General features: G+C 69.4%; 29 protein-coding genes. 11 read left to right on the top strand and 18 right to left on the bottom strand.

Annotated features, from left to right (window positions below):
• Position 1: 1 nt before the first annotated feature.
• The 8 genes from ureB to OG801_RS04155 all read right to left on the bottom strand — a co-directional run bounded on the left by ureB (position 2) and on the right by OG801_RS04155 (position 5,857).
• Positions 2-334 (bottom strand): urease subunit beta, encoded by a 333-nt coding sequence (ureB, locus tag OG801_RS04120; protein WP_406033850.1) that lies wholly within the window; start codon positions 332-334, stop codon positions 2-4.
• A gap of 13 nt (positions 335-347) precedes the next feature.
• Positions 348-650 carry an urease subunit gamma gene (locus tag OG801_RS04125; RefSeq protein WP_350659205.1) on the bottom strand — a complete coding sequence of 101 codons (303 nt, stop codon included), beginning with the start codon at positions 648-650 and terminating at the stop codon, positions 348-350.
• 24 nt (positions 651-674) lie between these two features.
• Complete coding sequence (locus OG801_RS04130) at positions 675-1,352, bottom strand: ATP-binding cassette domain-containing protein (RefSeq protein ID WP_141805280.1); 678 nt, start codon at positions 1,350-1,352, stop codon at positions 675-677.
• Positions 1,352-2,128, bottom strand: coding sequence for an urea ABC transporter ATP-binding protein UrtD (gene urtD / locus OG801_RS04135; RefSeq protein WP_406033852.1), 777 nt, complete (start codon positions 2,126-2,128; stop codon positions 1,352-1,354). The genes OG801_RS04130 and urtD overlap by 1 nt, the downstream gene beginning before the upstream one ends.
• Positions 2,125-3,213, bottom strand: coding sequence for an urea ABC transporter permease subunit UrtC (gene urtC, locus OG801_RS04140; protein WP_406033854.1), 1,089 nt, complete (start codon positions 3,211-3,213; stop codon positions 2,125-2,127). Before urtC ends, urtD begins: the two co-directional genes overlap by 4 nt.
• Complete coding sequence (urtB, locus tag OG801_RS04145) at positions 3,210-4,094, bottom strand: urea ABC transporter permease subunit UrtB (RefSeq protein WP_350659210.1); 885 nt, start codon at positions 4,092-4,094, stop codon at positions 3,210-3,212. The genes urtC and urtB overlap by 4 nt, the downstream gene beginning before the upstream one ends.
• Before the next feature lie 4 nt (positions 4,095-4,098).
• On the bottom strand, positions 4,099-5,340 hold the full coding sequence (urtA, locus tag OG801_RS04150) for an urea ABC transporter substrate-binding protein (RefSeq protein ID WP_183545964.1): 1,242 nt from the start codon (positions 5,338-5,340) through the stop codon (positions 4,099-4,101).
• A 127-nt stretch (positions 5,341-5,467) separates the two neighbouring features.
• Positions 5,468-5,857, bottom strand: a complete 390-nt coding sequence (locus OG801_RS04155) for a MarR family winged helix-turn-helix transcriptional regulator (protein WP_406033857.1) — start codon at positions 5,855-5,857, stop codon at positions 5,468-5,470.
• Between the two features lie 134 nt (positions 5,858-5,991).
• Between OG801_RS04155 and OG801_RS04160 the strand changes: the two genes are divergently transcribed.
• On the top strand, positions 5,992-7,110 hold the full coding sequence (locus OG801_RS04160) for a substrate-binding domain-containing protein (protein ID WP_406033859.1): 1,119 nt from the start codon (positions 5,992-5,994) through the stop codon (positions 7,108-7,110).
• 54 nt (positions 7,111-7,164) lie between these two features.
• Positions 7,165-7,587, top strand: coding sequence for a carboxymuconolactone decarboxylase family protein (locus OG801_RS04165; RefSeq protein WP_406033861.1), 423 nt, complete (start codon positions 7,165-7,167; stop codon positions 7,585-7,587).
• Positions 7,588-7,599: 12 nt separating this feature from the next.
• Here the strand turns inward: OG801_RS04165 and OG801_RS04170 are convergent, their stop codons facing one another.
• The 3 genes from OG801_RS04170 to OG801_RS04180 form a co-directional block, all read right to left on the bottom strand.
• The gene (locus OG801_RS04170) at positions 7,600-8,895 is read right to left on the bottom strand and encodes a DUF222 domain-containing protein (RefSeq protein WP_406033863.1); all 1,296 of its coding nucleotides are present in this window, start codon (positions 8,893-8,895) and stop codon (positions 7,600-7,602) included.
• 324 nt (positions 8,896-9,219) lie between these two features.
• The gene (locus OG801_RS04175; RefSeq protein ID WP_406033865.1) at positions 9,220-9,795 is read right to left on the bottom strand and encodes a GNAT family N-acetyltransferase; all 576 of its coding nucleotides are present in this window, start codon (positions 9,793-9,795) and stop codon (positions 9,220-9,222) included.
• Positions 9,796-9,819: 24 nt separating this feature from the next.
• The gene (locus OG801_RS04180) at positions 9,820-11,565 is read right to left on the bottom strand and encodes a hypothetical protein (protein ID WP_406033867.1); all 1,746 of its coding nucleotides are present in this window, start codon (positions 11,563-11,565) and stop codon (positions 9,820-9,822) included.
• Between the two features lie 268 nt (positions 11,566-11,833).
• On the opposite strand from OG801_RS04180, the gene OG801_RS04185 reads away from it, so the two are divergent.
• On the top strand, positions 11,834-12,538 hold the full coding sequence (locus OG801_RS04185; protein ID WP_406033869.1) for an SGNH/GDSL hydrolase family protein: 705 nt from the start codon (positions 11,834-11,836) through the stop codon (positions 12,536-12,538).
• A gap of 9 nt (positions 12,539-12,547) precedes the next feature.
• Here the strand turns inward: OG801_RS04185 and OG801_RS04190 are convergent, their stop codons facing one another.
• Genes OG801_RS04190 through OG801_RS04205 form a run of 4 tightly spaced genes read right to left on the bottom strand, consistent with a single transcriptional unit; the run spans position 12,548 to position 16,491 of the window.
• Positions 12,548-12,865, bottom strand: coding sequence for a DUF4387 domain-containing protein (locus OG801_RS04190; protein WP_406033871.1), 318 nt, complete (start codon positions 12,863-12,865; stop codon positions 12,548-12,550).
• The gene (locus OG801_RS04195) at positions 12,858-14,252 is read right to left on the bottom strand and encodes an acyclic terpene utilization AtuA family protein (protein WP_406033873.1); all 1,395 of its coding nucleotides are present in this window, start codon (positions 14,250-14,252) and stop codon (positions 12,858-12,860) included. The genes OG801_RS04190 and OG801_RS04195 overlap by 8 nt, the downstream gene beginning before the upstream one ends.
• Positions 14,249-15,211 carry a phosphoglycerate dehydrogenase gene (locus OG801_RS04200; RefSeq protein WP_406033875.1) on the bottom strand — a complete coding sequence of 321 codons (963 nt, stop codon included), beginning with the start codon at positions 15,209-15,211 and terminating at the stop codon, positions 14,249-14,251. The genes OG801_RS04195 and OG801_RS04200 overlap by 4 nt, the downstream gene beginning before the upstream one ends.
• Positions 15,208-16,491 (bottom strand): MFS transporter, encoded by a 1,284-nt coding sequence (locus OG801_RS04205; protein ID WP_406033877.1) that lies wholly within the window; start codon positions 16,489-16,491, stop codon positions 15,208-15,210. The genes OG801_RS04200 and OG801_RS04205 overlap by 4 nt, the downstream gene beginning before the upstream one ends.
• Positions 16,492-16,622: 131 nt before the next feature.
• Between OG801_RS04205 and OG801_RS04210 the strand changes: the two genes are divergently transcribed.
• From OG801_RS04210 to OG801_RS04240, 7 genes are all read left to right on the top strand, one after another.
• Positions 16,623-17,336, top strand: coding sequence for a GntR family transcriptional regulator (locus tag OG801_RS04210; RefSeq protein ID WP_355021198.1), 714 nt, complete (start codon positions 16,623-16,625; stop codon positions 17,334-17,336).
• A 2-nt stretch (positions 17,337-17,338) separates the two neighbouring features.
• Positions 17,339-18,259, top strand: a complete 921-nt coding sequence (locus OG801_RS04215) for an AEC family transporter (RefSeq protein WP_406033879.1) — start codon at positions 17,339-17,341, stop codon at positions 18,257-18,259.
• Positions 18,260-18,378: 119 nt separating this feature from the next.
• Positions 18,379-18,777, top strand: a complete 399-nt coding sequence (locus OG801_RS04220; protein WP_406033881.1) for a DUF1707 domain-containing protein — start codon at positions 18,379-18,381, stop codon at positions 18,775-18,777.
• Between the two features lie 81 nt (positions 18,778-18,858).
• The gene (locus OG801_RS04225) at positions 18,859-19,839 is read left to right on the top strand and encodes an ABC transporter substrate-binding protein (RefSeq protein WP_406033883.1); all 981 of its coding nucleotides are present in this window, start codon (positions 18,859-18,861) and stop codon (positions 19,837-19,839) included.
• Positions 19,836-20,618 carry an ABC transporter permease gene (locus OG801_RS04230; RefSeq protein WP_406033885.1) on the top strand — a complete coding sequence of 261 codons (783 nt, stop codon included), beginning with the start codon at positions 19,836-19,838 and terminating at the stop codon, positions 20,616-20,618. Before OG801_RS04225 ends, OG801_RS04230 begins: the two co-directional genes overlap by 4 nt.
• Positions 20,615-21,391, top strand: a complete 777-nt coding sequence (locus OG801_RS04235; protein WP_406033887.1) for an ABC transporter permease — start codon at positions 20,615-20,617, stop codon at positions 21,389-21,391. The genes OG801_RS04230 and OG801_RS04235 overlap by 4 nt, the downstream gene beginning before the upstream one ends.
• A 21-nt stretch (positions 21,392-21,412) precedes the next feature.
• Positions 21,413-22,201: an ABC transporter ATP-binding protein gene (locus OG801_RS04240; RefSeq protein ID WP_406033889.1), complete on the top strand. Its 789-nt coding sequence runs from the start codon at positions 21,413-21,415 to the stop codon at positions 22,199-22,201.
• Between the two features lie 18 nt (positions 22,202-22,219).
• Here OG801_RS04240 and OG801_RS04245 read toward each other — a convergent pair whose 3' ends face one another.
• Together OG801_RS04245 and OG801_RS04250 are read right to left on the bottom strand one after the other, a co-directional pair.
• A complete protein-coding gene (locus tag OG801_RS04245) occupies positions 22,220-22,873 on the bottom strand; it encodes a GntR family transcriptional regulator (RefSeq protein WP_406033891.1) in 654 nt (217 codons plus the stop codon).
• A gap of 76 nt (positions 22,874-22,949) precedes the next feature.
• Entirely contained in the window at positions 22,950-24,572 is a 1,623-nt protein-coding gene (locus OG801_RS04250; protein WP_406033893.1) for a glycoside hydrolase family 13 protein, read from the bottom strand.
• Between the two features lie 325 nt (positions 24,573-24,897).
• Between OG801_RS04250 and OG801_RS04255 the strand changes: the two genes are divergently transcribed.
• Positions 24,898-25,101: a cold-shock protein gene (locus tag OG801_RS04255; RefSeq protein WP_091053181.1), complete on the top strand. Its 204-nt coding sequence runs from the start codon at positions 24,898-24,900 to the stop codon at positions 25,099-25,101.
• Between the two features lie 81 nt (positions 25,102-25,182).
• On the opposite strand, the gene OG801_RS04260 is transcribed toward OG801_RS04255, so the two are convergent.
• Positions 25,183-25,659, bottom strand: a complete 477-nt coding sequence (locus tag OG801_RS04260; RefSeq protein ID WP_406033895.1) for a YbaK/EbsC family protein — start codon at positions 25,657-25,659, stop codon at positions 25,183-25,185.

A 25,659-nucleotide genomic window follows, 5' to 3' on the forward strand; every position in this document is an offset into this window, starting at 1 on the left:
TTCACTCACCTGCCTTGATCTGGCTGTGCTTGATCTGCAGGCCTGGGACCCGACGAGCACCCTTGAGCGCGACGATCGCGACCTCGCGCGACGCGCCCGGCTCGAACCGGCGCGAGGTGCCGGCCGGGATGTCGAGCCGGAACCCCTCGGCCGCCTTGCGGTCGAAGTCGAGAGCAGAGTTCACCTCGGCGAGGTGGATGTGGGAGCCGATCTGGACCGGTCTGTCGCCGGTGTTGAGGACCACCAACGTACGCCGCTCCGACTCGCTCCGGTCGGTGTTGAGCTGGATGGTGCCGTCGGCGACGCGTACGGCTCCGGGACCGCTGGACTGCATGGACATCTCCGCTTCAGGCGATCGGCTGGTGGATGGTGACGAGCTTGCGGCCGTCGGGGAAGGTCGCCTCGACCTGCACCTCGACGAGCATGTCGACCACGTCGGGCATCACCTGCTCGCGGGTCAGCACGGTGCGGCCCCGCGTCATCAGGTCGGAGACCGAGGCACCCTCGCGCGCCCGCTCGATCACCCAGGTGGAGATCAGGGCGACGGACTCGGGGTAGTTGAGGAGCACCCCACGGGCGAGCCGGTCGCGAGCGACCATCCCGGCCACGGACAGCAGCAGCTTCTCGGTGTCGGACGGTGTCAGATGCATGTCGCCACTCTCTGGACGGCCGGCCTAGACGGCCAGCTGGGATCGGACGTGATCGTGCGCCTCGGAGCCGCCGTCACCGCGCGCGGTGATCCGGCCGGACTCGAGGATGTAGTAGGCAGAGGCCGTACGCAGCGCGAACCCGACGTGCTGCTCGACCAGCAGCACGGTGAGGTCGCCACGACCGGTGAGCTCGGCGATCACCCGCTCGATCTCGGCGACGACGTTGGGCTGAATCCCCTCGGTCGGCTCGTCGAGGATGAGCAGCCGCGGCCTGGTCAGCAGCGTACGCGCGATCGAGAGCTGCTGGCGCTGGCCGCCGGAGAGCAGCCCCGCCCGCCTGCCGAGCAGGTCCTTCAGCGCGGGGAACAGGTCGAGCATCTCGCTGATCCCGGCGCGGTCGCCGACCAGCTGGAGGTTCTCGAGCGCGGTCATGTCGCCGAAGCTCTGCTGCCCCTGCGGGACGTAGCCCAGGCCCCGCTTGACGCGTGCGCTCGGTCGCAGCGCGGTGACGTCCTCGCCGTCGAGCAGCACCCGGCCGCTCTTGGCCCGGACCAGTCCGACCGCCGCCTTGAGCAGGGTCGTCTTGCCGGCGCCGTTGTGTCCCATCAGCGCCACCGCGGCGCCGGTCGGGACCTCGAGGCTGACCTCGTGGAGCACCGTGGTGCGGCCGTAGCCGCCGGTGACCGACTCGATCCTCAGCATCAGGCGTCCTCCCCTGTTCCCGTGCTCGTCTCGGTCACCCCGGCGACGGTGTCGCCCAGGTAGACCCGTTGTACCTCGGCGTCGGCCCGGATCTCGGCAGCCGTGCCCTCCGCGATCACCTTCCCGGCATGCAGGACGGTGACGACGTCGGCGAACCGGCGGACGAAGTCCATGTCGTGCTCGATGACCACGACCGTCCGCTCCGGACTGATCCGGCGCAGCAGCTCTCCGGTCGCCTCCCGCTCCTCGGCCGACATCCCGGCGACGGGCTCGTCGAGCAGCATCACCGAGGAGTCCTGCACCAGCAGCATGCCGATCTCCAGCCACTGCTTCTGCCCGTGCGAGAGCACGCCCGCGGGCCGGTCCGCCAGCTCCGTGAGCCCCACGGTCTCCAGCACCTCAGCGACCTGCTCGGGTGTCCCCCGCCTCGGCAGCATCAGCCGCCAACGCGCCCGGTGCACCCCGGCGGCGATGTCGAGGTTCTGCAGCACGCTGAGCTCCTCGAAGACCGTGGCGGTCTGGAACGTACGTCCCACCCCGAGGCGGGTGATCCGGTGCGATGCCAGCGAAAGCAGATCGCGTGTGCGATAACGCGCTTCACCACTTCCGCTCGCCAAACCGGTCAGGGCGTCCACAAGGGTCGTCTTTCCGGCGCCGTTGGGACCGATCAGGAAGTGCAGCCGGCCCGGCTCCAGCGTCAGGGACACCCCGTCGATCGCCACGAACCCGTCGAACTCGACCCGCAGGTCGCTGACCTCCAGCGTCTCCACACTCATGCCGTGACCTCCTCAGCCACTCGCGACTCGGGTTCCCTGGACCTCTCGGGCTCCGAGCGTCGCGAGAACAGGCCTTTCACCAGCCCCAGCAGCTGCGCCAGCCCGCCCGGCAGCAGCAGGATGACCAGCACGAACAGCGCACCCTGGAAGTACGACCACGAACCCGGGAAGGCCTCGGAGAGCGAGGTCTCGGCGTAGCCGATCAGGAGCGCGCCGACGGCAGGGCCGAGCAGCGAGGCACGCCCGCCCAGCGCGACCCCGGCCAGCAGCCCGATGGAGGCGACCACGCCGACGTCGTCGGGCGAGACGATCCCGGCGATCGGCACGAAGAGAGCACCGCCGATCGAGGCCAGGACGGCCGCGATGACGTACGCCGCCAGCTTGACGTTGGCCGGGTCGGTGCCGAGGAACCGCACCCGCTCCTCGCCGTCACGGACGGCGACCAGCAGCTCGCCGAAGCGGGTGTTGTAGAGCCAGGCCATCACCAGGATCGAGACCAGCAGGATCCCGGCGGCGATGAAGTAGAGCATCCGCTTGTTGGCCGGGTCGAACAGGGCGTACCCGAAGAAGCCCTGGAAGTTGTTGAGGCCGTTGGCACCGCCGGTGGTCTTGACCTGGCCGACGAGCAGGATCGCGAAGGCGGCGGCGAGCGCTTGGCTCAGGATGGCGAAGTACGCCCCCTTGATCCGCCGCTTGAAGACCGCGAGCCCCAGCAGGCCCGCCACCAGTGCCGGCAGGACGAGGATGACGACCAGCGCCAGCCCGCCGTTGCGCAGCGGCTCCCACCAGCCCGGCACCGTGGCGTCGCCGTAGAGCGCCATGAAGTCCGGCACCCCGCCCGGGCCGGCGTCGGCGAGCTTGAGGTGCATCGCCATCGCGTAGGCGCCGATGCCGAAGTAGAGCCCCTGGCCGAGCACCAGCATCCCGCCACGGCCCCAGGCCAGACCGATGCCGACCGCCGCGATGGCGTAGCAGCAGTACTTCGCCAGCAGGCCGAGGCGGAAGTCGGACAGGACGGCCGGGGCGAGGACTAGCAGGGCGACCGCGAGCAGCAGCCAGCCAGCGTAGGGGTAGACCTTTTTCATGCCAGGCTCCTGGTCCGGACCGAGAGGATGCCCTGCGGGCGCAGCTGCAGGAACGCGACGATCGCCAGGAAGACGATCACCTGGGCGACCGAGCCGGTCAGGGCGTGGGCGAGGAACGCCTGCAGCAGGCCGATCCCGAGAGCCGCGACGATCGTGCCCTTGAGGTGCCCGATGCCGCCGACCACGACCACCAGGAACGCCTGCACGATGTAGGACGTGCCGAGGTTGGGGCCGGTCGACCCGAGCAGCGTGAGCGCCACCCCGGCGACACCGGCCAGGCCGGAACCGATGAAGAAGGTGGCCCGGTCGGTGCGGCGGGTCGAGATGCCGATGGTCTCGGCGAGGTCGCGGTTGCCGACGGTCGCCCGGATCTGCCGCCCGAGGGCGGTGAACCGGAGCACCGCCAGCAGCGCGGCCACGCACGCCGCGGCCAGGACGATGATGAAGAGCCTGGTCAGAGGGAAGTCGTAGCCCAGGATCGGGATCGACCCGTCCAGCCAGCTCGGTGCGGGCACCTCCTTGGCCGGAGCCCCGAAGATGTCGCGCGCGACCTGCTGCAGGATGAGACCGACGCCGTAGGTGACCAGCAGCGTGTCGAGCGGACGGGCGTACATCCACCGCAGCACGCTCGCCTCGAGCGCCAGCCCGAGCAGCCCGCCGATCACGAACCCCACGGGGAGCGCGATCAGCAGACTCAGCTCGGTGCTGGCGACGATGGTCGAGACGACATAGGCGGTGTACGCGCCGGCCATGATGAACTCGCCGTGGGCCATGTTGATCACGCCCATCTGACCGAAGGTCAGGGTGAGCCCGAGGGCGATGAGGAGCAGGACCGCACCGGCGGAGATGCCGGTGAAGACCTGGGCGAGGAGCGCGTCCAACGGGCTAGTTCTTCCACCAGTCGTAGGACTTCAGGTAGGGGTCCGGCTCGATCGGCTTGTCGCTGGACCAGACCGTATCGATCAGGCCCTCGGAGTTCACCTGGCCGATGAGCGCGGTCTTGGCGATGTGGTGGTTCTCGCCGTCGACCTCGACGGTGCCCTCCGGCGCGTCGTAGGTGACGCCGTCGGAGGCGTCGATGACGTCCTCGACCTCGAACGAGTCCGCCTTCTCGACCATGCCCTTCCACAGGTGCAGCGAGGTGTAGGCCGCCTCCATCGGGTCGGAGGTGACCGCCTTGGCGCCGTTGGCCGCCTTGAAGTCGGTGACGAACTTCTGGTTCGCCGGGCTGTCGATGGTCTGGTAGTAGTTCCAGGCGGTGTACTGCCCCTCGAGGTTGCCCACGCCGACGCCGGGGACCTCCTCCTCGGCGATCGAGACCGAGAGCACCGGCATAGCCGAGGCGGTCAGGCCCTTGCCCTTGTACTCCTTGAAGAAGGCCACGTTGGAGTCGCCGTTGAGGGTGTTGAAGACCGCGTCCGCGCCGGCGGCCTTGACCTTGTCGACGACTGTTCCGAAGTCGGTCGAGCCCAGGGGCTGGTACTCCTCGCCGAGGACCTCGATGCCGTTGGCGGCTGCGTACTGCTTGATGATCTTGTTCGCCGTGCGCGGGAAGACGTAGTCGGAGCCGACCAGGAAGATCGACTCGATCTTCTTCTCCTGCTTGAGGAAGTCGAGGGCGGGGATGATCTGCTGGTTCGTGGTCGCGCCGGTGTAGAAGATGTTGTGCGAGGACTCCAGGCCCTCGTACTGCACCGGGTAGAAGAGCAGCGCGTCGTTGCCCTCGAAGACCGGCAGCATCGCCTTGCGCGAACTGGAGGTCCAGCCGCCGAAGACCGCCGCGACGCAGTCGTCCTGGATCAGCTTGGTCGCCTTCTCGGCGAAGACGGTCGGCTCGGACTGGCCGTCCTCGCTGACGATCTCGAGCTTCTTGCCGAGCACGCCGCCGTCGGCGTTGATCTCCTCGGCCGCCATGGACAGGGACTTGAACACGGTCGTCTCGCTGATCGCCATCGTCCCCGACAGGGAGTTGAGGAAGCCGATCTTGATGGTGTCGCCGCTGGTGTCGACGCAGCTCTCGCTGGTCGCGGTGTCACCGGTCTTGGCGCCGCCGCAGGCGGTCGCGGTCATGCCCAGGGCGAGCACCGAGCTGGCCGCGAGGAGGCGGCTCGAGAATTTCGTACGCACGGGATGGGGGTCCTTCCATCGGACAATTGCTCTCGAATGGAAGGAATCTAGGGACGGGTTGTTTCGCGGATGTGTCGGACTCTGTGAGGATTTGTTTCCAGGTGGAAACGCCCTCAGTCGGCCGAGCTCAAGCGATCGCGTCGAGGACAGCCCGCAGGTCGCGGGCGACCCTGGCGACGGCCTCGGTCTCCTGGCGGGCGCGGATCTCCCGGGCAGCAGAGGCGCCCACCGGCGAGAGCGCGACCACGGCGCGGCGCTTGTCCTCGGCATGGATCTTGCGCAGCACCAGCCCGCGCTCGACCAGCCGGTCGACGTGTCGGGTCAGGGTGCCGGCGGGGAGCGCGGCGCCGGCGGCGAGACGCGTCATCGTCTGGCCCGGATCGTCGAGCAGCACGCTGAGAATGCGCCACTGCTCCGCAGTGAGGTCGAACTCGGCGTACGCCTCCGCGAGCGCTCGCTCGATCCGGCGCTGCGCTTGGGCAAGCAGCACGGCGAGATCCGCTACGGCCGTCTCCATGGCGTCCTCCCACGAATGTCTGCTGGATGCCCGCTGCGCCGAGGGCCCGACTCCCGTACCCTAACCATCCATCGGCTCAATGGTGAGTCATCCCGTCTGGTTCGTCTCGTCGCTTCGTCTGGGAGCAGGTGCCGATGTCTCCGCCGTCGTTCACCCCGGCGACCCATGCCCTGCTGGGCCTCGCACCCCGTCCACAGGGTGCCGTCTCGATCGCGTTCGTGGTGCCGATGCAGGGCCCGACCGGCATCTACGGTCCCGGCTGCCTGGCCTGCGGCGAGCTGGCCGCCGAGGAGCTCAACGCCGGCGGTGGGATCGCCGGGAAGCCGATCGAGCTGGTCGCGATCGATGCCGGGCGCGCACCCCACGAGGTCGCCGCCGAGGTCGCTCGGCTCGTCGAGCTCGGCCGGGTCGACGCGATCGCCGGCTGGCACATCTCCGCCGTACGCCAGGCGATCACCGCCCGCGTCGGCGGCCGGGCGCTGTACGCCTTCGCCGCCATGCACGAGGGCGGCGACGACACTCCTGGCGTCTTCATGATCGGCGAGCGCCCGGTCAACCAGCTGCTCCCCGCCACCGCCTGGATGCGCGCCAACCACGGCGTCTCCCGCTGGGCGGTGGTCGGCAACGACTACGTCTTCCCGCGCGTCACCGGGTCCACGGCCCGGGCCGCGCTGCGCGGGTCGCCCTCGGAGGTGGTGAGCGAGACGTACGTCCCGCTGGGGACCCGCGACTTCGCCGGCGTGCTGCGTGGCCTCGAGGGCGGCCAGCAGGACGGCGTGATCATGCTGCTGATGGGGCAGGACGCGGTGCACTTCAACCGCCAGTTCGCCGCCGCCGGGCTGAGCTCGTCGCTGACCCGCCTGAGCCCTGCGGTAGAGGAGAACACCCTGCTCGCCGGCGGCGCCGGCGCCAATGCCAACGTCTTCGCGGCCGCCGCCTACTTCGACGGCCTCACCACCCCCGAGTCGGCCGACCTGGCCGAGCGTTACTACCGCCGCTTCGGCGAGTACGCGCCCTCCCTCAACGCAGTGGGCGAATCCTGCTACGAGTCGCTGATGTTCCTGCGCCAGATCGGCGATGCCTGCGGCGGGCTCGACGTCGAGCCCGCGCTGCGCCTCACCGACCATCACAGCTACTCCAGTCCCCGCGGCCTGATGCGCATGCACGGCAACCTCGTGGACCAGGACGTATACATCGCCGCCGCCGACGGCCTCCGCTTCGAGATCCAGGAGCAGATCGCGTACGCCTCCTGAGGCCCGCGCCGATCCGTTGACTTCGAGTGCGCTCCAACTCCTAGCGTGCGGGGCATGACCTTCGAGAACCCTGCCCAGGACCCCATCTCCCGCACCATTCGCCACGACCACGGCCGTGCGATCCTCGACGCGATCGATGGCGAGGCCGGCGCTCGCGTCATCGACTCGCTCGCCGACATCGCCCCCGAGCTCGGCCACCAGGTCGTCGCCTGGGGCTTCGGCGAGATCTACGCCCGCCCCGGCCTCGAGCCCCGGGACCGACAGCTCGTCACCCTCGGCATGCTGACCGCCCTGGGTGGCTGCGAGCCCCAGCTCGAGGTCCACATCAACGCCGCCCTCAACGTAGGCCTGACCCCCGAACAGATCATCGAGGCATTCCTCCACTCCGCTGTCTACTGCGGCTTCCCGCGCGCCCTGAACGCCACCTTCACCGCCAAGAAGGTGTTCGCAGAACGCGACCTCCTCCCCCTCGCCTGAGCGCGACATGGGTCAGGCGGCGAGCGTGTGGTCGAGTAGTACGTCGCGCAGCATGAACTCTGCCGGCGACAGTGGCGGTGGATCCGGTTTCCAGGTGTCTGGTGGCGGGCTGATGTAGGTGTGGCCCGTGGGTGTAGTGGTGATGATGTTGCCGTCGGGTCCCGGTCTGGCTTGCCAGCCGAGGGCTTCTTTGGCCTGGTTGCATCGTTCGCACAGGCCCTGCAGGTTCTCGGCTCTGGTTTCGCCGCCGTCTGCGTGGCGTTCGACGTGGTCGATGTTGCGGATCGGAGCATCGCAGCCGTTGGTCCTGCAGATCCCGCCATCACGGGTGGCGATGAACTCGGCCAGTCCCTCGGGTGCCTTGCGTGAGCGGGATTCCATCGCGACCAACTGACCGGTCGGGTCGGTGAACAGCCGCCGGACGAAGACCTCGGCATCGGCGAGGGCTTCGCGGGCCCAGGCGGCGGGGACGGGTCCGTAGCCCTCGACCATGGCCGGCTGATCCGCGTCGTTGGTGAGGGAGTCGGCGGTCATCACGATCTTGACCTCGATCCGAGGCTTCGCACCGGTGGTGCTGCGGCCGGTGATCCGGTCGACGAGGGTGTCGGCCATGACCTGACCCCGGGTCCGCTCGTCACCGGCGGCCGCAGCGGTCTTGGCTGCCTGATCGAGTGCGGCGAAGACGGCGACGCCGTCCTTGACCGGCAGCAGCGCGCCGAGCCAGGTCATCGTGTCCGGTGCCGGCCGGAGGCTGACGCGGCGGTCCTTCGCTGCGTTCGCGGCACGGGCGACGACGGATTCCTGGTCCAGGGTGATCGCCAGTTTCTTGGCGGCGTTCTCGAGCTGTCGCAGTCCCATCGAGATCGCTCGAGCCGGCTCACCGCCCGGATCGGTGGCACAGAGCTCGTAGTCGATGACCCGACGATCGTCCACCGAGAGACACGCGGTCTCCCGGGCGAGGATCGTTGCTTGCCATTGGGAGAACCGACCGGCTCTCATCAGGGCGAAGGTGTGCGGCATCTCGTTGATTAGGATCTTCGCCAGCCCCAACAGCTTGGCGCCCTTCTCGGGCGAGACCCGCCGCGCCAGCGCGATCTGCGAGGCCACGCCCTCGCCCAGCCTCCGGGCAGGAACCCCAGCCTCGGCCTGACGTGCGCGGACGGCTTCGTCGAGACGTACCGCCGCTTCTGCCTGCACCGCCTCAGCGGTGCACTTCATCGCTTCGAGACGCGAGATCCAGTCGACCAGCTCAGCCTCGGACGCACCCGGAGGCGGCCCTGCAAGGAGGTGTTCGATGGTCTCGTACATAGGCATTATTATATGCGACAGAGCACTACGAAGCGACCTATTTAAGCAGGTCAGACCCACGTTACGCGGTCAGCGAACAAGACACGTGAACTCCGCGCCACTCTCTCGCCGCCGCCCCGATATAGGCGAAATCTTTCTCGATCGGGTGCCGGGTCAAGGACCGCGAAGCGGCCGGCGAAGCCGGCGGGCGGAGCCCGTCCTTGACGCGGCGCACGATCGAGAAACACTCAAAAACCGGGTCGGCGGCGAACCCTGAAACGAAGAACAGTCCATAAGCGAGATTTCCCGAAGAAGAGAACCGTGTTGGTCTCGACACGCCTCCGCCTAGCGGCTCCGGCGGCTCGACCAGCGGGCAGAGAACGAGATCCAAGTGTCGACCACTCCACCAGCCCCCACAGTCTCAGACCACGACCGATCAGAACCCTCGGCGACCCGCGACCAAAACCCAGCAGCCGCACGATTCTGCTCCTGATAGGCAACAGCCCACTCCCCCGGAGATTCAGAGACAACAGCCCGAGCAAATTCGAGCCCAACCCCACCCCCACGAGCACCGGCAACGACAAAGAAGCTGTTCAAGATGCGTACACGCTGGTCGGTGTTCCGAACGAGAGCGAACCCGATGGGATGAGCCCCGGCGGTGAGGATCCAGGCGCACCAACCTGGGTCGGAGCGAAGAGCCGCGTCGAGCCACTCGGAGCGAAAGGTGCCGTCGGCGAAGGGAAGGGCGGAACTGAAGCGCGACATGTCGTGACGAAAGAGCAGCCAGAGGTGGCGGAGGGCGAGATGGTCCTCGGCCCGTGCGAGACGGGCGATGAGGGGGCGAGGAAGGTCGAGGTGGGCGTGGAGGGTCGTCATACACGAAAGCCTCGGAGCGCGGTGCGCTCCGAGGCCTTCGGTCATTCTCTCATGCCATAAGGCGAAGGATCAGGCGATGTGGAAGTCGCTCACGTTGACGTCGACGGCCTCGACGTCGATGTCGAAGTAGTCCTCGACGGCCTCGATGACCTGGGTGCGGATGGTGACGGCGTTGGCCTTGACCGGGGTGCCGTACTCGATCACGTAGGACACGGTGATGTTGGCGACGTCGTCGGCGATGTCGACCACGGTGCCTTCGTCGTCGATGGCGTGTACGCCCTCGACCTTGGCCACGATGTGGTGGACCAGGCGCTCGACGAGACCCTCGCTCACCGTCGAGGTCCCGCGCTCCTCGCGGGCGGCACGGGCGGCGCGAAGGACACCGGTCAGGGTCGAGTCGGCGGTCGGCTCCGGCTCGACGACCGGCTCCGGCGCGAAGCCGGGGGCCGGGGTCTCGGACACGATCTCCTCGACCGACTCGGCCTCCTCGGTCACGGTGTCGGTGACGTCATCGGCGGGCGCCTCGGTGGCGTCCTCCGTCAGCGCCTCGTCGACGACCGCCTCAGTGTCCTCGGCCTCGACCTCGGTCTCCTCGGATGCCTCCTCGACGACGTCGGTCGGCTCGACGGCCGCCTCGACCTCCTCGGTCACCTCGGCAGGCTCGTCAACGCCCTCCTCCGCAGCCTCGGCAGTCACGTCGGTGTCCTCGGCCTCGACCTCCACCGGCTCCTCCTCGGCAGCGACCTCGTCGACAGCGATCTCCTCGGCCGGCGCCTCGTCCTCGGCGACGTCGACGATCTCCGCGTCGCCCTCGACCGACTCGGTCACGTCAGCAGCCTCGTCGACAACCGCGTCGGCCGGCTCGTCGTCGACCTCCACCGACTCGGTCAGCTCGTCCTCCGCCTCACCGACGGTCTCCTCGGTCTCCTCGGTCTCCTCGGTCACCCCGGCCTCGAGCTCGACCGATTCGGTCGCGTCGGCCGGCTCGAAGGACTCGACGACCTCGGCCTCGGACGCCTCACCCTCGTCCGCGGTCTCCACGACATCCTCGACCTCGGTCGGCTCCTCGACAGCGACCTCCTCGGCGAGCGCCTCACCCTCCGGCTCGACGACGCTCTCCTCGGCCTCTTCGGACTCGATCGCGTCGGCGGGCACGAAGGTGTCCTCGGCGTCGACCTCGACCCCGTCGGTCTCGGTGACCTCAGCGACGTCCTCGGTGACGACCTCGTCCGCGAGGTCCGTCACCTCGGCCTCGGCCTCGACCGGCGCCTCGTCGACCGGCGCCTCCTCGGCAGTCGGCTCCTCGACAGCGGTCTCCTCGACCTCCTCGGTGGTCTCGGCGAGGGGGGCTTCGGCGTCGACGCCCTCGAGCGGCGCCTCGTACGTGCCCTCGGTCTCGACCGCCTCGGCCGGAACCTCGTCGACAGCCTCGACGGGCTCGGTCTCGGCGACCTCACCCACGGCGTCGCTGCTCACCTCGCCACCGATCTCAACAGTCTCGACGGCGAGCTCGGCCACCTCGGCGGCCGGGGTCTCCTCGGTGGCGGTGACGACGTGCTCGGGGTCGGAGAGCGGGTCGACCGAGGGGGCCTCGGCGAGGGGCTCGATGACGGTCTCGGCAACCGGCTCGACAGCCGGCACGACAACCGGCTCGGCGACCGGCGGCGCAGGGGGCTCGGTGACGTACGCGCTGGCCTCGGTGGTGGCCAGGCTCTCGCCGTAGCCGGGGGCGGAGGCGTCGATCGACTCTCCCTCCCCTGCCTTCGGCTGCTCGGTCTTGTGACGGTTGAAGATGCCGCTGATGAAGTCGGACATGGCTTCGCATTCCTTCGAGTGAGGGGAGGGTTTTGGTCGAGCGCTCACAACTGGGCGTGATGCTAGGGCTGGCACGCGGTGAGTCGGGTCACGTGTCTTTGATTCCCTTGTCTTGTACCCCAACGGTGACCGGCATGAGGAGTGCCTGTGTCAAACCTTCCGGGGACATTCGCCCGCCGTTCAGCCAACGTCGGAGACCCACCGCAGCACGCGCTGTAGAACGACGGAAGAGCACGTACGTCACGACAGAACCGTTCGGGGAGAGATGATGAATCCACTGCTGCTCCCACTGGTCGCCGCACAGGCCGCGTACGTCAACCGGACCATCGGAAAAGAGCCCCGTCCGGAGGGTCCGACGAAGGGTTTCGTGCCGGCGCCGGAGGCCGAGGAAGCAGCCAGCCCGCTGCGGCTGCTGGTGATCGGCGACTCGTCCGCGTCGGGGCGTGGCGCACCCACCCACGACCTTGCCTTCGCCGGGTCGATGGCGCGCGCGATCGCGAAGCGGACCGAGCGTCCGGTCGAGTGGCGGGCGCTTGGGAAGTACGGCGCGACCAGCGAACGGATCCGGCACGGCATCCTCACCAAGGTCACCGGTGAGTGGGACCTCGCCGTGCTCCTGGTGGGCGTCAACGACATCCTCGCGCGCCGCTCGGTCGAGGCCTGGACGCGCGATCTGACCGCGATCGTCGAGACCCTTCAGGAGCACGCCGCGCACACGGTGCTCCCGGGGCTCCCGGAGTTCGGCGCGTTCCCCTCACTCCCCCGAACCCTGCGGCGCTACCTCGCCGAGCACGGGAAGGCGCTCGACGTGGCAGCGCGGCTGGTCTGCGCCGGACGTACGTCGGTGCAGTGGGTCAGCTCCGCCGACCTCGGTCCCGCGGAGCCGTCCTTCTTCGCCGCCGACGGCTTCCACGCCTCGCCGGCGGGCTATGAGCGCTGGGCGCAGGCGATCTGCGACCACCTCGACCTCTAGCGTCGATCTCTAGCTGGGCACCACCAGCTGCGCGAGCGGTACGTGGTGCTGGCCTGCGTGGGTGTCGCGGTCGCGCAGCGAGCCCTGCGAGACCGGGCGCGGGTAGGAGATCTTGACGACGTTGAGCGACGGGATCCGGAAGATCTGGACCGACCCGGGATCGACCCGGTAGAGACCGGCGACGACGTCCTCGTCAAGGAAGGTCTCGTCGGCCGCGATCCGGTAGCCCTCGGCGTCGCGCATGAACAGCTCCATCGTGATCCAGAACGGCCCGGCGTTCTTGGAGCGGACCTCGATCGCGAGGTCCCCCAGGGTGGTCTCAGACATCGTGCTTCTCTCCCATCTCGGTGCTGAACTCGGTGCGGAACATCGCGGTCGGGGTGAGGCTGTCGACGGCGTGGTTGAGCACGAACTCGTACGCCGCACCCCGCTCGACCTCCGCCGGCGAACCGGGGAACGCCAGGCTGGGCAGGTAGTCCATGTCCTGGGCCGGCAGGTGCAGCATCAGCGGGTTGGCGACCTTGGCGACCGCGGTGGCCAGGGCCTGGTCGGCGGCCCGGACGAGCAGCATCACCCCGACCTCGCGCGGCGGCTCGGTGGACGGATCGAGGTCGCCGAGGACCGCGTTGTAGCCGTAGAGACGCAGGTCGTAGTCGTAGTCGTCCCTGGTCAGGCCGAGAGTCTGCTCGACCCGCTGGGTGAACACGACATGCATCAGCGAGGCCCAGCCCTCGATGTCCTTCAGGATCAGCGGGTCCCTGATCGCGGAGAACGACATGGTCTCGTAGCCGGTGATCCGGGCGCCCTCGAGCTTGATCGTGTGCTGCTCGGCGTGATGGAACCGCGACCCCTCGACGCGCACCCGGCGCTCGTCGAGCGCGGTGTAGACGGCATCGCGCACGTCCAGCGTGCCGTCCGGCTCCCGCATCTCGAACGGATTCGCCGTCTCGTACAGCATGTGGGCGGCCACCGAGATCGGCGTGCACGCGGCGCTCTCGTCGAGCGGCTCGATGGTGAACCCGGTTCGGTCGATGGTCGCGAAGACCCCGCCCATCCGCGGATTGGTTGTGCACTGGCCACCGCACTCGACGATCTTGGCCGCGTGCCAGGTCGGCCCGGCGGGCATCCCCTTCAGCAAGGCGTACGCAGCGGCGTTGGCCGTGTCGGTCGCCCGCCCGGCCAGGACCACCTGAGCCCCGGCCGAGAGCGCCTCGGCGATCGGCTCGTGGCCCATCATGGCGACTATGTGGGTGCAGTCCTCGAGGGTCGCGCCGTCGAGGTCGCCCAGCGGCGGCAACGGGTGGATCCGGCCGGCCTCGAGCGGCTCCTTCAGGTCGGCGGCGCGCTGCTCGCTGTAGATCCGGGCGACCTTCATCGACAGGCCCTCCTCGGCGAGCAGGCCGGCGACGATCCCGGCGACCCAGTCGACGCCGTCGTCGGTGCCGCTGGTGCCGCATGAGCCGACGATGAGCGGGATCCCGGCCCCGGCCGCTGCCCGGAGCAGGAGCCGCAGGTCGCGGGCGACCGCGGCGGCGGTGGTCTTCGGCTTCGAGGCACCCAGGTAGTAGGGACCGGAGTCGGTGGAGCCGCCGTCGACGGCGATCACGTCCGCCCCCAGCGCGATCCCACGGGTGATCGTCTCCTCCGGGAACCCGGCGCCGAGCATCCCGCTGGGCACCAAGATGCTGACGGAGTCAGCGTTGTCGCTGGTCATCTGTTGTTTCTCTCCTCGATCAGGTGGGCGTTGACAGCATGTTTCGGGCAGCCCGCGAGCGCGTCGAGGAGCTCACGGGCTCCCTCGAGGCCGGCGGCCCGGCGGGCCTGGGCGGTCTGCCCGGCCAGGTGGGAGTGGACGACGATCCCGGGCACCCCGCGCAGCGGGCTCGCGGCCGGCAGCGGCTCCTCGGCGACCACGTCGAGCGCGGCCCCGGCGATCCGGCCCTCGTGTACGGCGGCCGCGAGCGCGTCCTCGTCGACGATCGCCCCGCGGGCGGTGTTCACCAGCACCGCCCCCGGCTTCATCAGCGCGAAGGTTCCGGCATCGAGCATCCCCCTCGTCCGCGGGGTGAGCGCGGTGTGGACCGAGACGTAGTCGGCATCCGCCAGCAGCTCGGGCAGCTCGACGAACCGGACCTCCGGGTCGGTCCGCTCGGCCTCGGCGACGGCGGTGGTGCACAGCACCCTCATCCCGAACGCCCGGGCCAGCGGCACGACCGCACGGGCGGCGGCGCCGTAGCCGATCAGGCCCAGGGTGGAGCCGCGCAGCTCCCGGCCGTCCTCGCGTGGCCAACCGCCGGCCGCGACACCGGTCGCACTCTCGACCAGGCGGCGGGCGGAGGCGAGGAGCAGTCCCATGGTGTACTCGGCGACCGCGTTGGCGTTGATCCCGGGCAGGTTGCTGACCGTGATCCCGGCACGTGCGGCCGCCTCGACGTCGATCGCGTCGTAGCCGACCCCGGTGCGTACGACCGCCCGCAGACGGTCCGCGGACGCGAGGACCTCGGCGGTGAGCGGGTCGTGACCGACCAGGGCACCCTCCACCCCGGCGAGGTCAGCGACCAGATCTCCGGACCGGTAGCGGGTCTCGTGCCCCTGGGCGCGGAGGAGGTCGTCTACCTCGTCGCCGGACCGCAGGTAGTCGGTGGTGATCAGGATCCGGGCCACCGCGCTCACACCGCCCGCTCGAGGTCGCCGCGCCGCTGGAGGCGGTCGATCCGCACCACGATCACGACCGCGATCGCCGCGACGACCGCGATGTCGAGCAGCATCGTCTGCCAGCCCAGGATGTCGACGGCCCCGCCGATCAGGGCCGGACCGAGGAAGGCACCGCTCTGCCATCCCACCGCATAGAGCGCTGCGTACGTCCCGAACACCCGCGCCGACGGCGCCAGGTTCCACAGCACGACGACGGCGTTGACCAGGAAGGCCGAGGCACCGGCGGCGCCGATGCAGAACGCCACCACGGTGCCGGTCGGGGTCTGCACCAGGGTGCCGAGGACCATGGCGGCCGCGAAGATCGCCATCCCGGCGATCATCGTGCGCAGCCGGCCGAAGCGCTCGGCGAACAGCGCGGTCGGATAGGCCGCGAGCAGGAACGCGACCCCGCTCGGCAAGGTGAGACCGCCCGCGTCGCCGCGCGAGAGCCCGAGGGTCTCCATGCCGTAGGGCGTGACCAGCGCGCGTGAGCCGGCCCAGGCGCTGCCGAAGACGAGGATCGCCACGATCAGCAGCAGCCGGCTGCGGTCGGTGTCGCGCACGATCTCCCAGATGGTGTCGCGGATGCGGGCCTGTCCGACCGAGGTCGACTCCTCGGCGGCGTCCTCGGCCACCGCCGCCTGGTAACCGGGCGAGGAGCTGTCGCGGATCGAGAGGCACAGCACGGTGACCGAGACGAGGGTGATCAGCGCGATCAGCGCGAAGGCGAGGGCCGGGTGGTCGTCGACCAGGAGGATGCTGACCAGGGCCGCGACGATGACGGTGAGGCTGGAGGCGATCTTGACGGCGGCGTTGGCCCGGCTGCGGCGCTCAGGGGCGATGAAGTCGGGCACCAGTGCCTCGCCGATCGGCTTGAACGAGTTCGAGACCAGCGCGAACGCGACGATGACGACGATCAGCAGCGGCAGCGAGTCCGCGGTGTGCGGCAGGGTCACGAACAGCAGCGCCGCGAGCGGCATCCCGACGGCGAGGTAGGGCATCCGCCGGCCCCAACGGGTGCGCGTGCGGTCGGACCGGTTGGCCATCCACGGCTGGATGAAGATCCCGAGCAGGTTGTCCATGCCCATGATGAAGCCGACGAGGGCGGCGCTGGCCAGGTGGTCGCGCAGCAGCGGCGGCACCTGGCTGTCGTAGAAGTTCCACATCGACTCCTGGGCGAAGACCGCCAGCGCTACGAGGAGGGTGATCCGGCGGGGCCCGAGCTGCCGTGGTGGTGCGGTGGGGATGGTGGTGCTCACGAGACGGACCTCCGTGATCTCTGCATGGTCCCGGCATGGACCCTGCGGCTGTGGCGGCGCTCACAGTAGTTTTGCTACAGCAAAATAGTCAAGAGGTGGCATTGTTGGAAAAGTGGCCTAGGATCAGGACCATGTCGATCTCCTCCCCCGAGACCACCCCGGAGACCACGACGGTGGCCGAGCGCGTGTATCAGGCCTTACGCAGCCAGATCGGCTCCGGTGAGCTCGAGCCCGGCGCCAAGGTGACCGAGCGAGGCATGGCCGAGCGCCTCGGCGTCAGCCCGACCCCGGTCCGCGAGGCGATCCGGCGGCTCGAGCTCGACGGCCTCGTGGAGCGGGTCGGCCCGCGTACGACGCTGGTGGCCCGGATCGAGGAGGACGCCAGCCACGACCTGGCCGAGGTGGAGGTCGCGCTGCGCGGCCTGGCCGCCCGGTTCGCCGCCCGGCATGCGACCGACGACGAGCTCGACGAGCTCGACCGGCTGCTCGACGAGGCCGACGACCTGGTGATCCTGATCCGGGCACGCCATCGCGACGGCAAGCCGGTCGAGAAGCACGCCGACCGCTTCCTCGACGTCCTCGGCAGCTTCAACCAGCAGGTCAACACCGCGGCCCACAACCCGGTTCTCGTACGCCTCCTCGAGCAGTCGCGCTCGCTGAGCCGGTCACGGCAGCGAGAGATCTCCCGGGCACACCTGCTCGCCGGCGACGAGTTCGGTGCCGACCGCTACGCCGAGCACCGCGCCCTCGTGATCGCCCTGCGCGCCCGCGACGCCGCTGAGTCCGAGCGCATCGTCACCGAGCACGCCGCCCGCGGGCTCCTCGACCTGCGGCGCGAGCAGTAGACGTGGCGGGAGTCTTCACCGGCTTCGCCACGATCACCGTCCTCATCGCCCTCGGCGCCCTGCTCGCCCAGCTCCGGATCCTCGACGAGCGCGGCCAGCGGACGCTCTCGACGGTCGCGTTCTACGTCGCCAGCCCGGCGCTGCTCATCACGGTCATGGACGACAGCGACCTCGGCTTCGTGCTCTCCGGCAACCTGGTCGCGGTCGCCGGCGGCGTGCTCGTCGCCGCGACGCTCGTGGCCACCGTCGAGACGCTGCGCCGCCGCGGCCTGGGCGACACGGTGGTCGCGGTCCTGTGCGGCTCCTACGCGAACGCCGGCAACCTCGGCCTGCCGATCGCGGCGTACGTCCTGGGCGACCCGGTCCTGGTCGCGCCGACCTTGCTGCTGCAGATGCTGGTGCTCCAGCCGCTGGCGCTGGTCCTGCTCGACGCCGACGCGAGCACGACGAAGCTGTCGTTCTGGGACGTGATCCGCCGCCCGCTGACCAACCCGATCACCGTCGCCTCCTTGATCGGGGTGGGGCTCTCCGTCACCGATCTCGACCTGCCCACAGCGGTCTCGGACCCGCTGGAGCTGGTCGCCGGGATGGCGGTCCCCTCGATGCTGATCGCCTACGGCGTCGCGCTGCGGCTCGGCCCGCTGCCCGGGCGCGGCGTCCCGGCGCTCGACCTGGCCGCCGTGGTCGCGACCAAGCAGATCGTGCAGCCGGTGGCGGCGTACGTCATCGGACGGTTCGTGCTCGGCCTCGACGCCGACGCGCTGCTGGCCGTGACCGTGCTCTCCGCGCTGCCGACGGCCCAGAACGTGTTCGTCGTCGCGCAGCGTTACAACCGCGCCACCCTGCTGGCCCGCGACGTCATCTTCGTCAGCACGCTGGCCACGGTGCCGGCGATCCTGCTGGTCGTGCTGCTGCTCACCTAGCCCCAGGGCCACTCCCGACCCGACCAAAGTCCCTTGCGACGGCATCTCTTCAGGCGTACCCTCGCGATATATCGGGACACTTCGCCGACAGTCGATGCAGCCTTCACAAGGGAGATGACATGAGCAACCTCGACAACCTGCGGGTGAGCGAGGCCGATCGGGAGGAGGCGTCGGCGAGGCTCGCCGAGCACTACTCGACAGGCCGGCTCACCGACGACGACTACTACGAGCGCCTGGACGCGGTCTGGTCCGCGAAGGTCCGTGCCGACATGGAGATGCTCTTCACCGACCTGCCGAAGAGCGCGCCACAGCCGCCGCAGGCGATCCGCCGTCCGCGCCGCAGCCGCCCGCGGGCGTTCCCGCTGGTCGCCTGCTTCCTTCTCGTCGCGATCGGGCTGGTCGTGATGGGCGTGCCGTGGTGGGTCTTCGCCGCGATCGGGGTCGGGGCGCTCGTCTTCCGCAAGGGACACCACCGCTCCAGCCGCTGTCACCAGCAGATGCGTCATTCCGTGCACTGAATTCCGGATTTCGTGGCCTCCACCCGCGGGCACCACTAGGTTGTGCCGCGGTCGCTACCCCACAGCCCACGAGGAGTCCCGATGAACCGCTCCCCCGCCCGCACCGCGCGTCGCGGTCTGGCAGCCGCACTCGTTCTCGCCCTGCCGCTCGCGCTCAGCGCCTGTGGTGGTGGCGAGTCCGCCGATGACGGTGCAGGCGGCGCCACCGAGATCACGGTCGGCGTGATCCCGATCGTCGATGTCGCGCCCATCTATCTGGGGGTGGAGAAGGGGTTCTTCAAGGAGGAGGGCCTCGACGTCAACCTCGAGCTCGCCCAGGGCGGTGCCGCGATCATCCCCGCCGTGGCCAGCGGTCAGTACCAGTTCGGCTTCTCCAACACGACCTCCCTGCTCCTGGCCCAGACCCAGGACGTCCCGGTCAAGGTCGTCACCTCCGGCGTCAACGCCACCGACGACCCGGCGGCCGACATGGCCGGCGTCCTGGTCAAGGCCGGCAGCGACATCACCTCCCCCAAGGACCTGGAGGGCAAGAAGGTCGCGGTCAACACACTCAAGAACATCAACACGACCACCACCAACGAGCTCGTCCGCCAGGACGGCGGCGACCCGACCAAGATCGAGTACGTCGAGCTGGCCTTCCCCGAGATCGGCCCGGCCATCGAGAAGGGCGACGTCGACGCGGGTCAGGTCGTCGAGCCGTTCCTCACCATCGGCACCCAGGGTGGCATGACCGACCTCGGCTCCAACTTCGTCGCCGCCGACCCGGGTCTCGCGGTCGCGGAGTACTTCACCTCGACGAACTATGCCGAGTCCGACGCCGACACAGTCGAGGCCTTCACCGCCGCCATGAACGAGTCGCTCGACTACGCCCAGCAGCACCCGGACGAGGTCAAGGAGATCCTCCCGACCTACACCGACATCGACGACAAGGTGCTCGCCGAGCTCAACATGCCGCAGTGGACCTCCGAGATCGACGCCGAGTCGATCCAGAAGCTGGCGGACCTCTCGAAGGCGGACGGTCTGTTCGCCAAGGACCCGGACGTGGACGCCCTGCTTCCATGACGGTCGCCGGCCGTGGACGGGACGCCGCCCTGGGCGTACTCGGCCTGCTCGTCGTCGTCGGGCTGGCCGAGGCGCTGCCGCGTCTCGGCGTCGTCAACGACAGCTACCTTCCGCCGGCGAGCGCGATGTTCGCCGAGCTCCTCGACCAGCTCGGCGAGGCCGCCTTCTGGACCGACCTCGGCGCCACCCTCCGGGGCTGGGCCATCGGCCTGGCCATCGCGATGGCCGCCGGCATCGCGCTCGGCGTGGTCATCGGCTCGGTCGGCTTCCTGCGCGACCTGACCGCCTCCACGATCGAGTTCCTGCGCCCGATCCCCTCGGTCGCCCTGATACCCCTCGTCGTGCTCCTCTACGGCAGCCGGCCGACCTCAGCGCTGATCCTGGTCGTGTACGCCGCGTTCTGGCAGATCCTCGTGCAGGTGCTCTACGGGGTCGCCGACGTGGACCCGGTCGTACACGACACCGCCCGCTCCTACCGCTTCTCGCGGCTGACCACCGTCCGCACGGTCGTCTGGCCCACCGCGCTCCCCTACGTCATGACCGGCTTCCGGCTGGCCGCCTCGGTCGCCTTGATCCTGGAGATCACCGCCGAGCTGATCATCGGCGTGCCCGGCCTCGGCAAGTCCATCGGCGTCGCCCAGTCCTCCGGCGCGGTCGAGAAGACGTACGCCCTGGTCATCGTCGTCGGGATCATCGGCGTCGCCGTCAACCTGGTCGCCCGGGCCCTGGAACGGCGCACGCTCCGCTGGCACGTCTCGATCCGCAGGGAGGCCCGATGAGAACTTTCAGGATGGTTGCGTACGCCCTCGCCCTCCCGATCGTGCTGGTCGCGGTGTGGTGGTTCGCCTCGGCCGGATCCACGAACGTCTTCTGGCCACCGCTGTCCAAGATCGTCGGCGTCTTCGGGGAGACCTGGACCGCGGACCGCTGGCGCGGCGACGTGCTGCCCAGTCTGGCGCGGCTCGCGATCGGCTATCTGCTCGCACTGGCCGGCGGCGTACTCCTCGGGGTCGTCATCGGCCTCTACCGCCCGGTCCGCGCGTTCTGCGAGCCGACACTGGAGTTCTTCCGGGCGGTGCCGCCGCCGGTACTGGTGCCGGTGATCGCGCTGTTCCTCGGCTACACCGGCGACGCGTCCAAGATCGTCACGATCGCGCTCGGCTGCCTGTGGCCAATCCTGCTCAACACCGTCGAAGGCGTACGCGGCCTGGACGAGGTCATGCTCGACACCGCCCGCTGCTACCGGTTCAGCGCCTGGACCCGGCTGAGGCAGGTGGTGCTGCGCGGGGCCTCGCCGCAGATCGCGGCGGGAGCGCGCCAGGCGCTGTCGATCGGCGTCATCCTGATGGTGATCAGCGAGCTCTTCGGCGCCAACCGCGGCCTCGGCGCCTCGATCGTGCAGTTCCAGCGCAGCTTCGCCGTGCCCCAGATGTGGACCGGGATCATCCTCCTCGGGATGCTCGGCTTCCTGCTCTCGGTCCTGTTCCGTCTCGTCGAGCACTACTCGCTCGCCTGGTACCGCGGCCTGCGCCAGGCCGACCGCGGTGCCTGACCCCGCACCTGAGGAGAACCCGTGTCAACTGCGCTGGACGTACGTGGCCTGAAGAAGACCTACACCACCGGCGGCACCTCCGTGGAGGCCATCGAGCAGCTCGACTTCTCGATCGGCCAGGGCGAGCTGGTCTGCATCGTCGGCCCCTCCGGCGCCGGCAAGACCACCCTGCTGCGCTGCATCAGCGGCCTGCTCGAGGCCACCGCCGGGGTCGTCGAGCTCGACGGCGCCCCGGTCACCGAGCCGCCGGCCGGGATGGCGGTGGTCTTCCAGGAGTACGGCCGCTCGCTGTTCCCCTGGCTCACCGTCCGGCAGAACGTCGAGCTGCCGCTCAAGGAGAAGAAGATCCCGCGGGCGCGCCGGACCGAGCTCGTCGACGAGGCGCTCTCGGCCGTCGGGCTGACCGACTCGGCCTCCTCTCATCCCTGGCAGCTCTCCGGCGGCATGCAGCAGCGGGTCGCGATCGCCCGCGCGATCGCGTACGAGCCCTCGGTCCTGCTGATGGACGAGCCGTTCGCCGCCGTCGACGCCCAGACCCGGGCCGACCTGGAGGATCTCGTCCGCGAGCTGTGGAAGCGGCTCGGCGTGACGGTCCTGTTCGTCACCCACGACATCGACGAGGCCGTCTATCTCGGCCAGCGCGTGCTCGTACTCTCCAACCGGCCGACGGTGATCCTGGAGGACGTGGCCATCGACCTCCCCGACGAGCGCGATCAGCTGACCACCCGCTCCGCTCCGCGCTTCGTGGAGCTGCGCGCGCACGTCTACGAGCTGATCCAGAAGGCCAAGAAGGGAGAGCGTCCGGTCTGACGACCTCGACCGGGTCTCCTATCGGGACGGGGCGATCTCGCGCACGGCCTCGAGGACGCTGGCAAGGTGCGCACGCACGGCGGTGTCCGCGGCAGCGGGGTCGCGCCGGGCGAGCGCCTCGATGATCGCGAGGTGCTGGGGCAGCGAGACCTGGGAGCGACCGGGTCGGTAGGCGAGCCGGTACTGGTGACGTACGCTCCGGCCCTGGAGCCGCGCGAGCGTCTCGGCCGCGACCTGCTGGCCGGAGATGGCCACGAAGCGCTCGTCGAGGTGGGTGTTGAGGCGGGAGTAGGTGCCGACGTCGCCGGAGGCGACCGCGGCCGACATCTCCTCGCCGAGCCGGCGCAGCTCGGCGATCTCCTCGTCGGTGATCTTCTCGGCGGCCTTGGCCGCGCACAGCGCCTCGACGGCGGCGCGGACCTCGATGATCTCGACGGCCTCCTCGATGCTGACCACCCGCACCCGGGCGCCGCGGTTGGCGATCCGCTCGACCAGACCCTCGTGGGTGAGGTCGATCAGGGCGCCGCGTACGGCACCGCGGCTGGCACCGAGCGACTCGGAGAGGTCGGCCTCGACCAGACGCTGGCCGGCGACGAGATCACCCTCGAGAATGTTGCGGCGGATCGCCTCCGCCACGTCGTGCTGGGTTACCTGGGCCGGCGAGACCGTCACGTGTCCTCCTTGGTCGGGTCCAAGGAGCGTACCAAAATTGTTGACAATCTTGTGAGACGATCCCGCCAACCCGGGATCACTCGACCGCGGGCGCGATGATCCAGACCGCCGCGTCGGTGGGCAGGTCGCCCACGACCGGGTCACCGCTGTACATCACGATCTCGCCCTCGGGAAGCGGCGTCGGCTCCATGCCGCAGTTGAGGACGACGATCAGGTCGGTCCTGGTGTCCGGGGAACCGCCGACCCCGCCGCGCCGGAACGAGACGACACCCTCGGGTGCGTCCAGGAGCTCCACGTCCTCGTCGGCACCGAGCGCGAAGGCCCGGCGCGCCGCCAGCGCCGCCCGGTAGAACTCCAGCGTGGAGTCCCGGACACCGTTCTGGGCGGCCACGGTGAGGTCGACCCACTCGGCCGGCTGCGGCAGCCACGGCTGCGTGGGCAGGTCCTCGTCGGGGACCTGGCTGAACCCGAAGGGCGGCTCGAACCCGCTCCACGGCAGCGGCACCCGGCACCCGTCACGACCGCCCTCACCGGTCTCCGACCACGGATCCTCCTGATACTCCGGCGGCAGATAGACCTGCGGCAGGCCCAGCTCCTCTCCCTGGTAGAGGTACGCAGACCCCGGAAGCGCCAGCATCGTCAGTGTCGCCGCGCGCGCCCGGTGAAGCGCCTGCAGTCCGTCGCCATAACGCGAGCGGTGGCGTACGACATCGTGGTTGGACAGGACCCAGGTCGGCGCCGCCCGCGAAGGACCGAGCGCCTTCAGCGTCGACCCGATGACGTTGGTGAACGCCTCGGCCGACCAGGGCGCCTGCAGCCAGGAGAAGTTGAACGCCTGGTTGAACTCGTCGGCACGTACGTAGCGCCGCAGCTCCGCCGGACCGGGGGTCCAGGCCTCGGCGACCATCATCCGGTCGCCGTCGAAGGAGTCGATCAGCTTGCGCCAGGCCCGGTAGATCTCGTGGACGCCCAGGTTGTCCCACATCGGCGCGTCGGTGACGCCGCGCTCGTACATCACCGCGGCGTCGGAGGTCAGCGCGAGCCCCTCGGGGACCACCTGATCGCGCAGCTCCTTGAAGAGCCCGTGGGCGATGTCGACCCGGAAGCCGTCCACGCCCCGGTCGAGCCAGAAGGTGAGGATCTTGGTGAACTCCTCGACCACCTCGGGGTTGTGCCAGTTGAGGTCGGGCTGGTCGTGGTCGAAGAGGTGGAGATACCACTGCCCGTCCTCGATCCGCGTCCATGCCGGACCGCCGAAGACCGAGCGCCAGTTGGTCGGCGGCTCCTCGCCGTTCTCGCCGCGACCGTCGCGGAAGATGTAGCGGTCCCTGGCCGGCGACCCGGGTTCCGCCGCGCGCGCCTCCACGAACCACGGGTGCGCCGAGGAGGTGTGGTTGGGGACGAGGTCGACGATGACCTTCAGGGCGAGCTCGTGAGCTCGCGCGATCAGGTGGTCGGCGTCAGCCAGCGTGCCGAAGATCGGGTCGACGTCGCAGTAGTCGGCGACGTCGTATCCGTGGTCGTTCTGCGGTGAGGTGTAGAAGGGGCAGATCCAGATCGCGTCGACGCCCAGCGCGGCGAGGTAGTCCAGGTGGTCGGTGATCCCCTGCAGGTCACCGAGCCCGTCGCCGTTCGAGTCCGCGAACGAACGCGGGTAGATCTGATATGCGACGGCTTCGCGCCACCATGGCTGGTCCACGTGGACCCCTATTCTCGTCGGTTGGCCACCAGTACCCCGATCTTGTCGATGTGATGCTCGGGGTTGTCAAAACCGTACGGCCCGCACCGGGCCGCTTTCCGAACGGATCCGGCGCCTGAAACGCCGAAAAACCGGGGTTGCCCGAAGTCGGCTTCTGGGATGTAGGCTTGTCCGCGTTGAAGGAGGCGTCCCCACGCGCTTCGCGGTTGCTCTCGGTGACCGTTCGTGCAGCACTTGGTCTTCCGCAGAAGCAGAAATCAGGACTCGTGGATTCAACGCCCAAAGGGCGGCACGGAGTCGCCCTGTGTACACAAGGATTAGATTCATGACTCAGGGAACCGTGAAGTGGTTCAACGGCGACAAGGGCTTCGGCTTCATCGCCCAGGACAACGGGGGCGACGACGTCTTCGTGCACTTCTCCGCGATCCAGACCAACGGCTACAAGACGTTGGACGAGAACCAGCGCGTCGAGTTCGACGTCACCCAGGGCCCCAAGGGCCCGCAGGCCGAGAACGTCCGCCCGGTCTGACCAAAGACCTAGCTGACCTTTCAGCAAGGCAGCCCCGCTCCTGCTTCGGCAGGGCGGGGCTGTCCCCCTTTTGGGGTCTGCCTACTCGGGAAGCTTGGTGACATCGACCCAGCCCCGGGCCTCGCTGATCGTCTCCAGGTCGCCGAGGGTGAGCGCGATGGTCGTGTTGGCGCTGCCCGCGGCCGGGTAGACCATGTCGAAGCGCTTCAGCGAGGCGTCGAGCCAGATCTCGGCCGACGCCGGGTTGCCGAACGGGCAGACGCCACCGATCGCGTGGCCCGTCATCGGTTCCACGTCCTCGGCGGCGAGCATCCGCGCCTTGGTGCCGAAGTGGGCCTTGAACTTCGCGTTGGCGATCTTGGCGTCGCCGGCCGCGACGATGAGGATCGCGGCGGTCCGGTCCTCGGCGTAGAGGCTGATGGTCTTGGCGATCTCCGCCGGCGAGACCCCGAGAGCGACCGCGGCGAGCTCGACGGTCGCCTTCGACTCCACCGACTCGATGATGTCTCCACCGCGTCCGAATCGGTCCAGGTGGGTGCGGGCCAGCTCGATCGACAT

The sequence above is a fragment of the Nocardioides sp. NBC_00163 genome (assembly GCF_045206295.1).
GTDB lineage: Bacteria > Actinomycetota > Actinomycetes > Propionibacteriales > Nocardioidaceae > Nocardioides.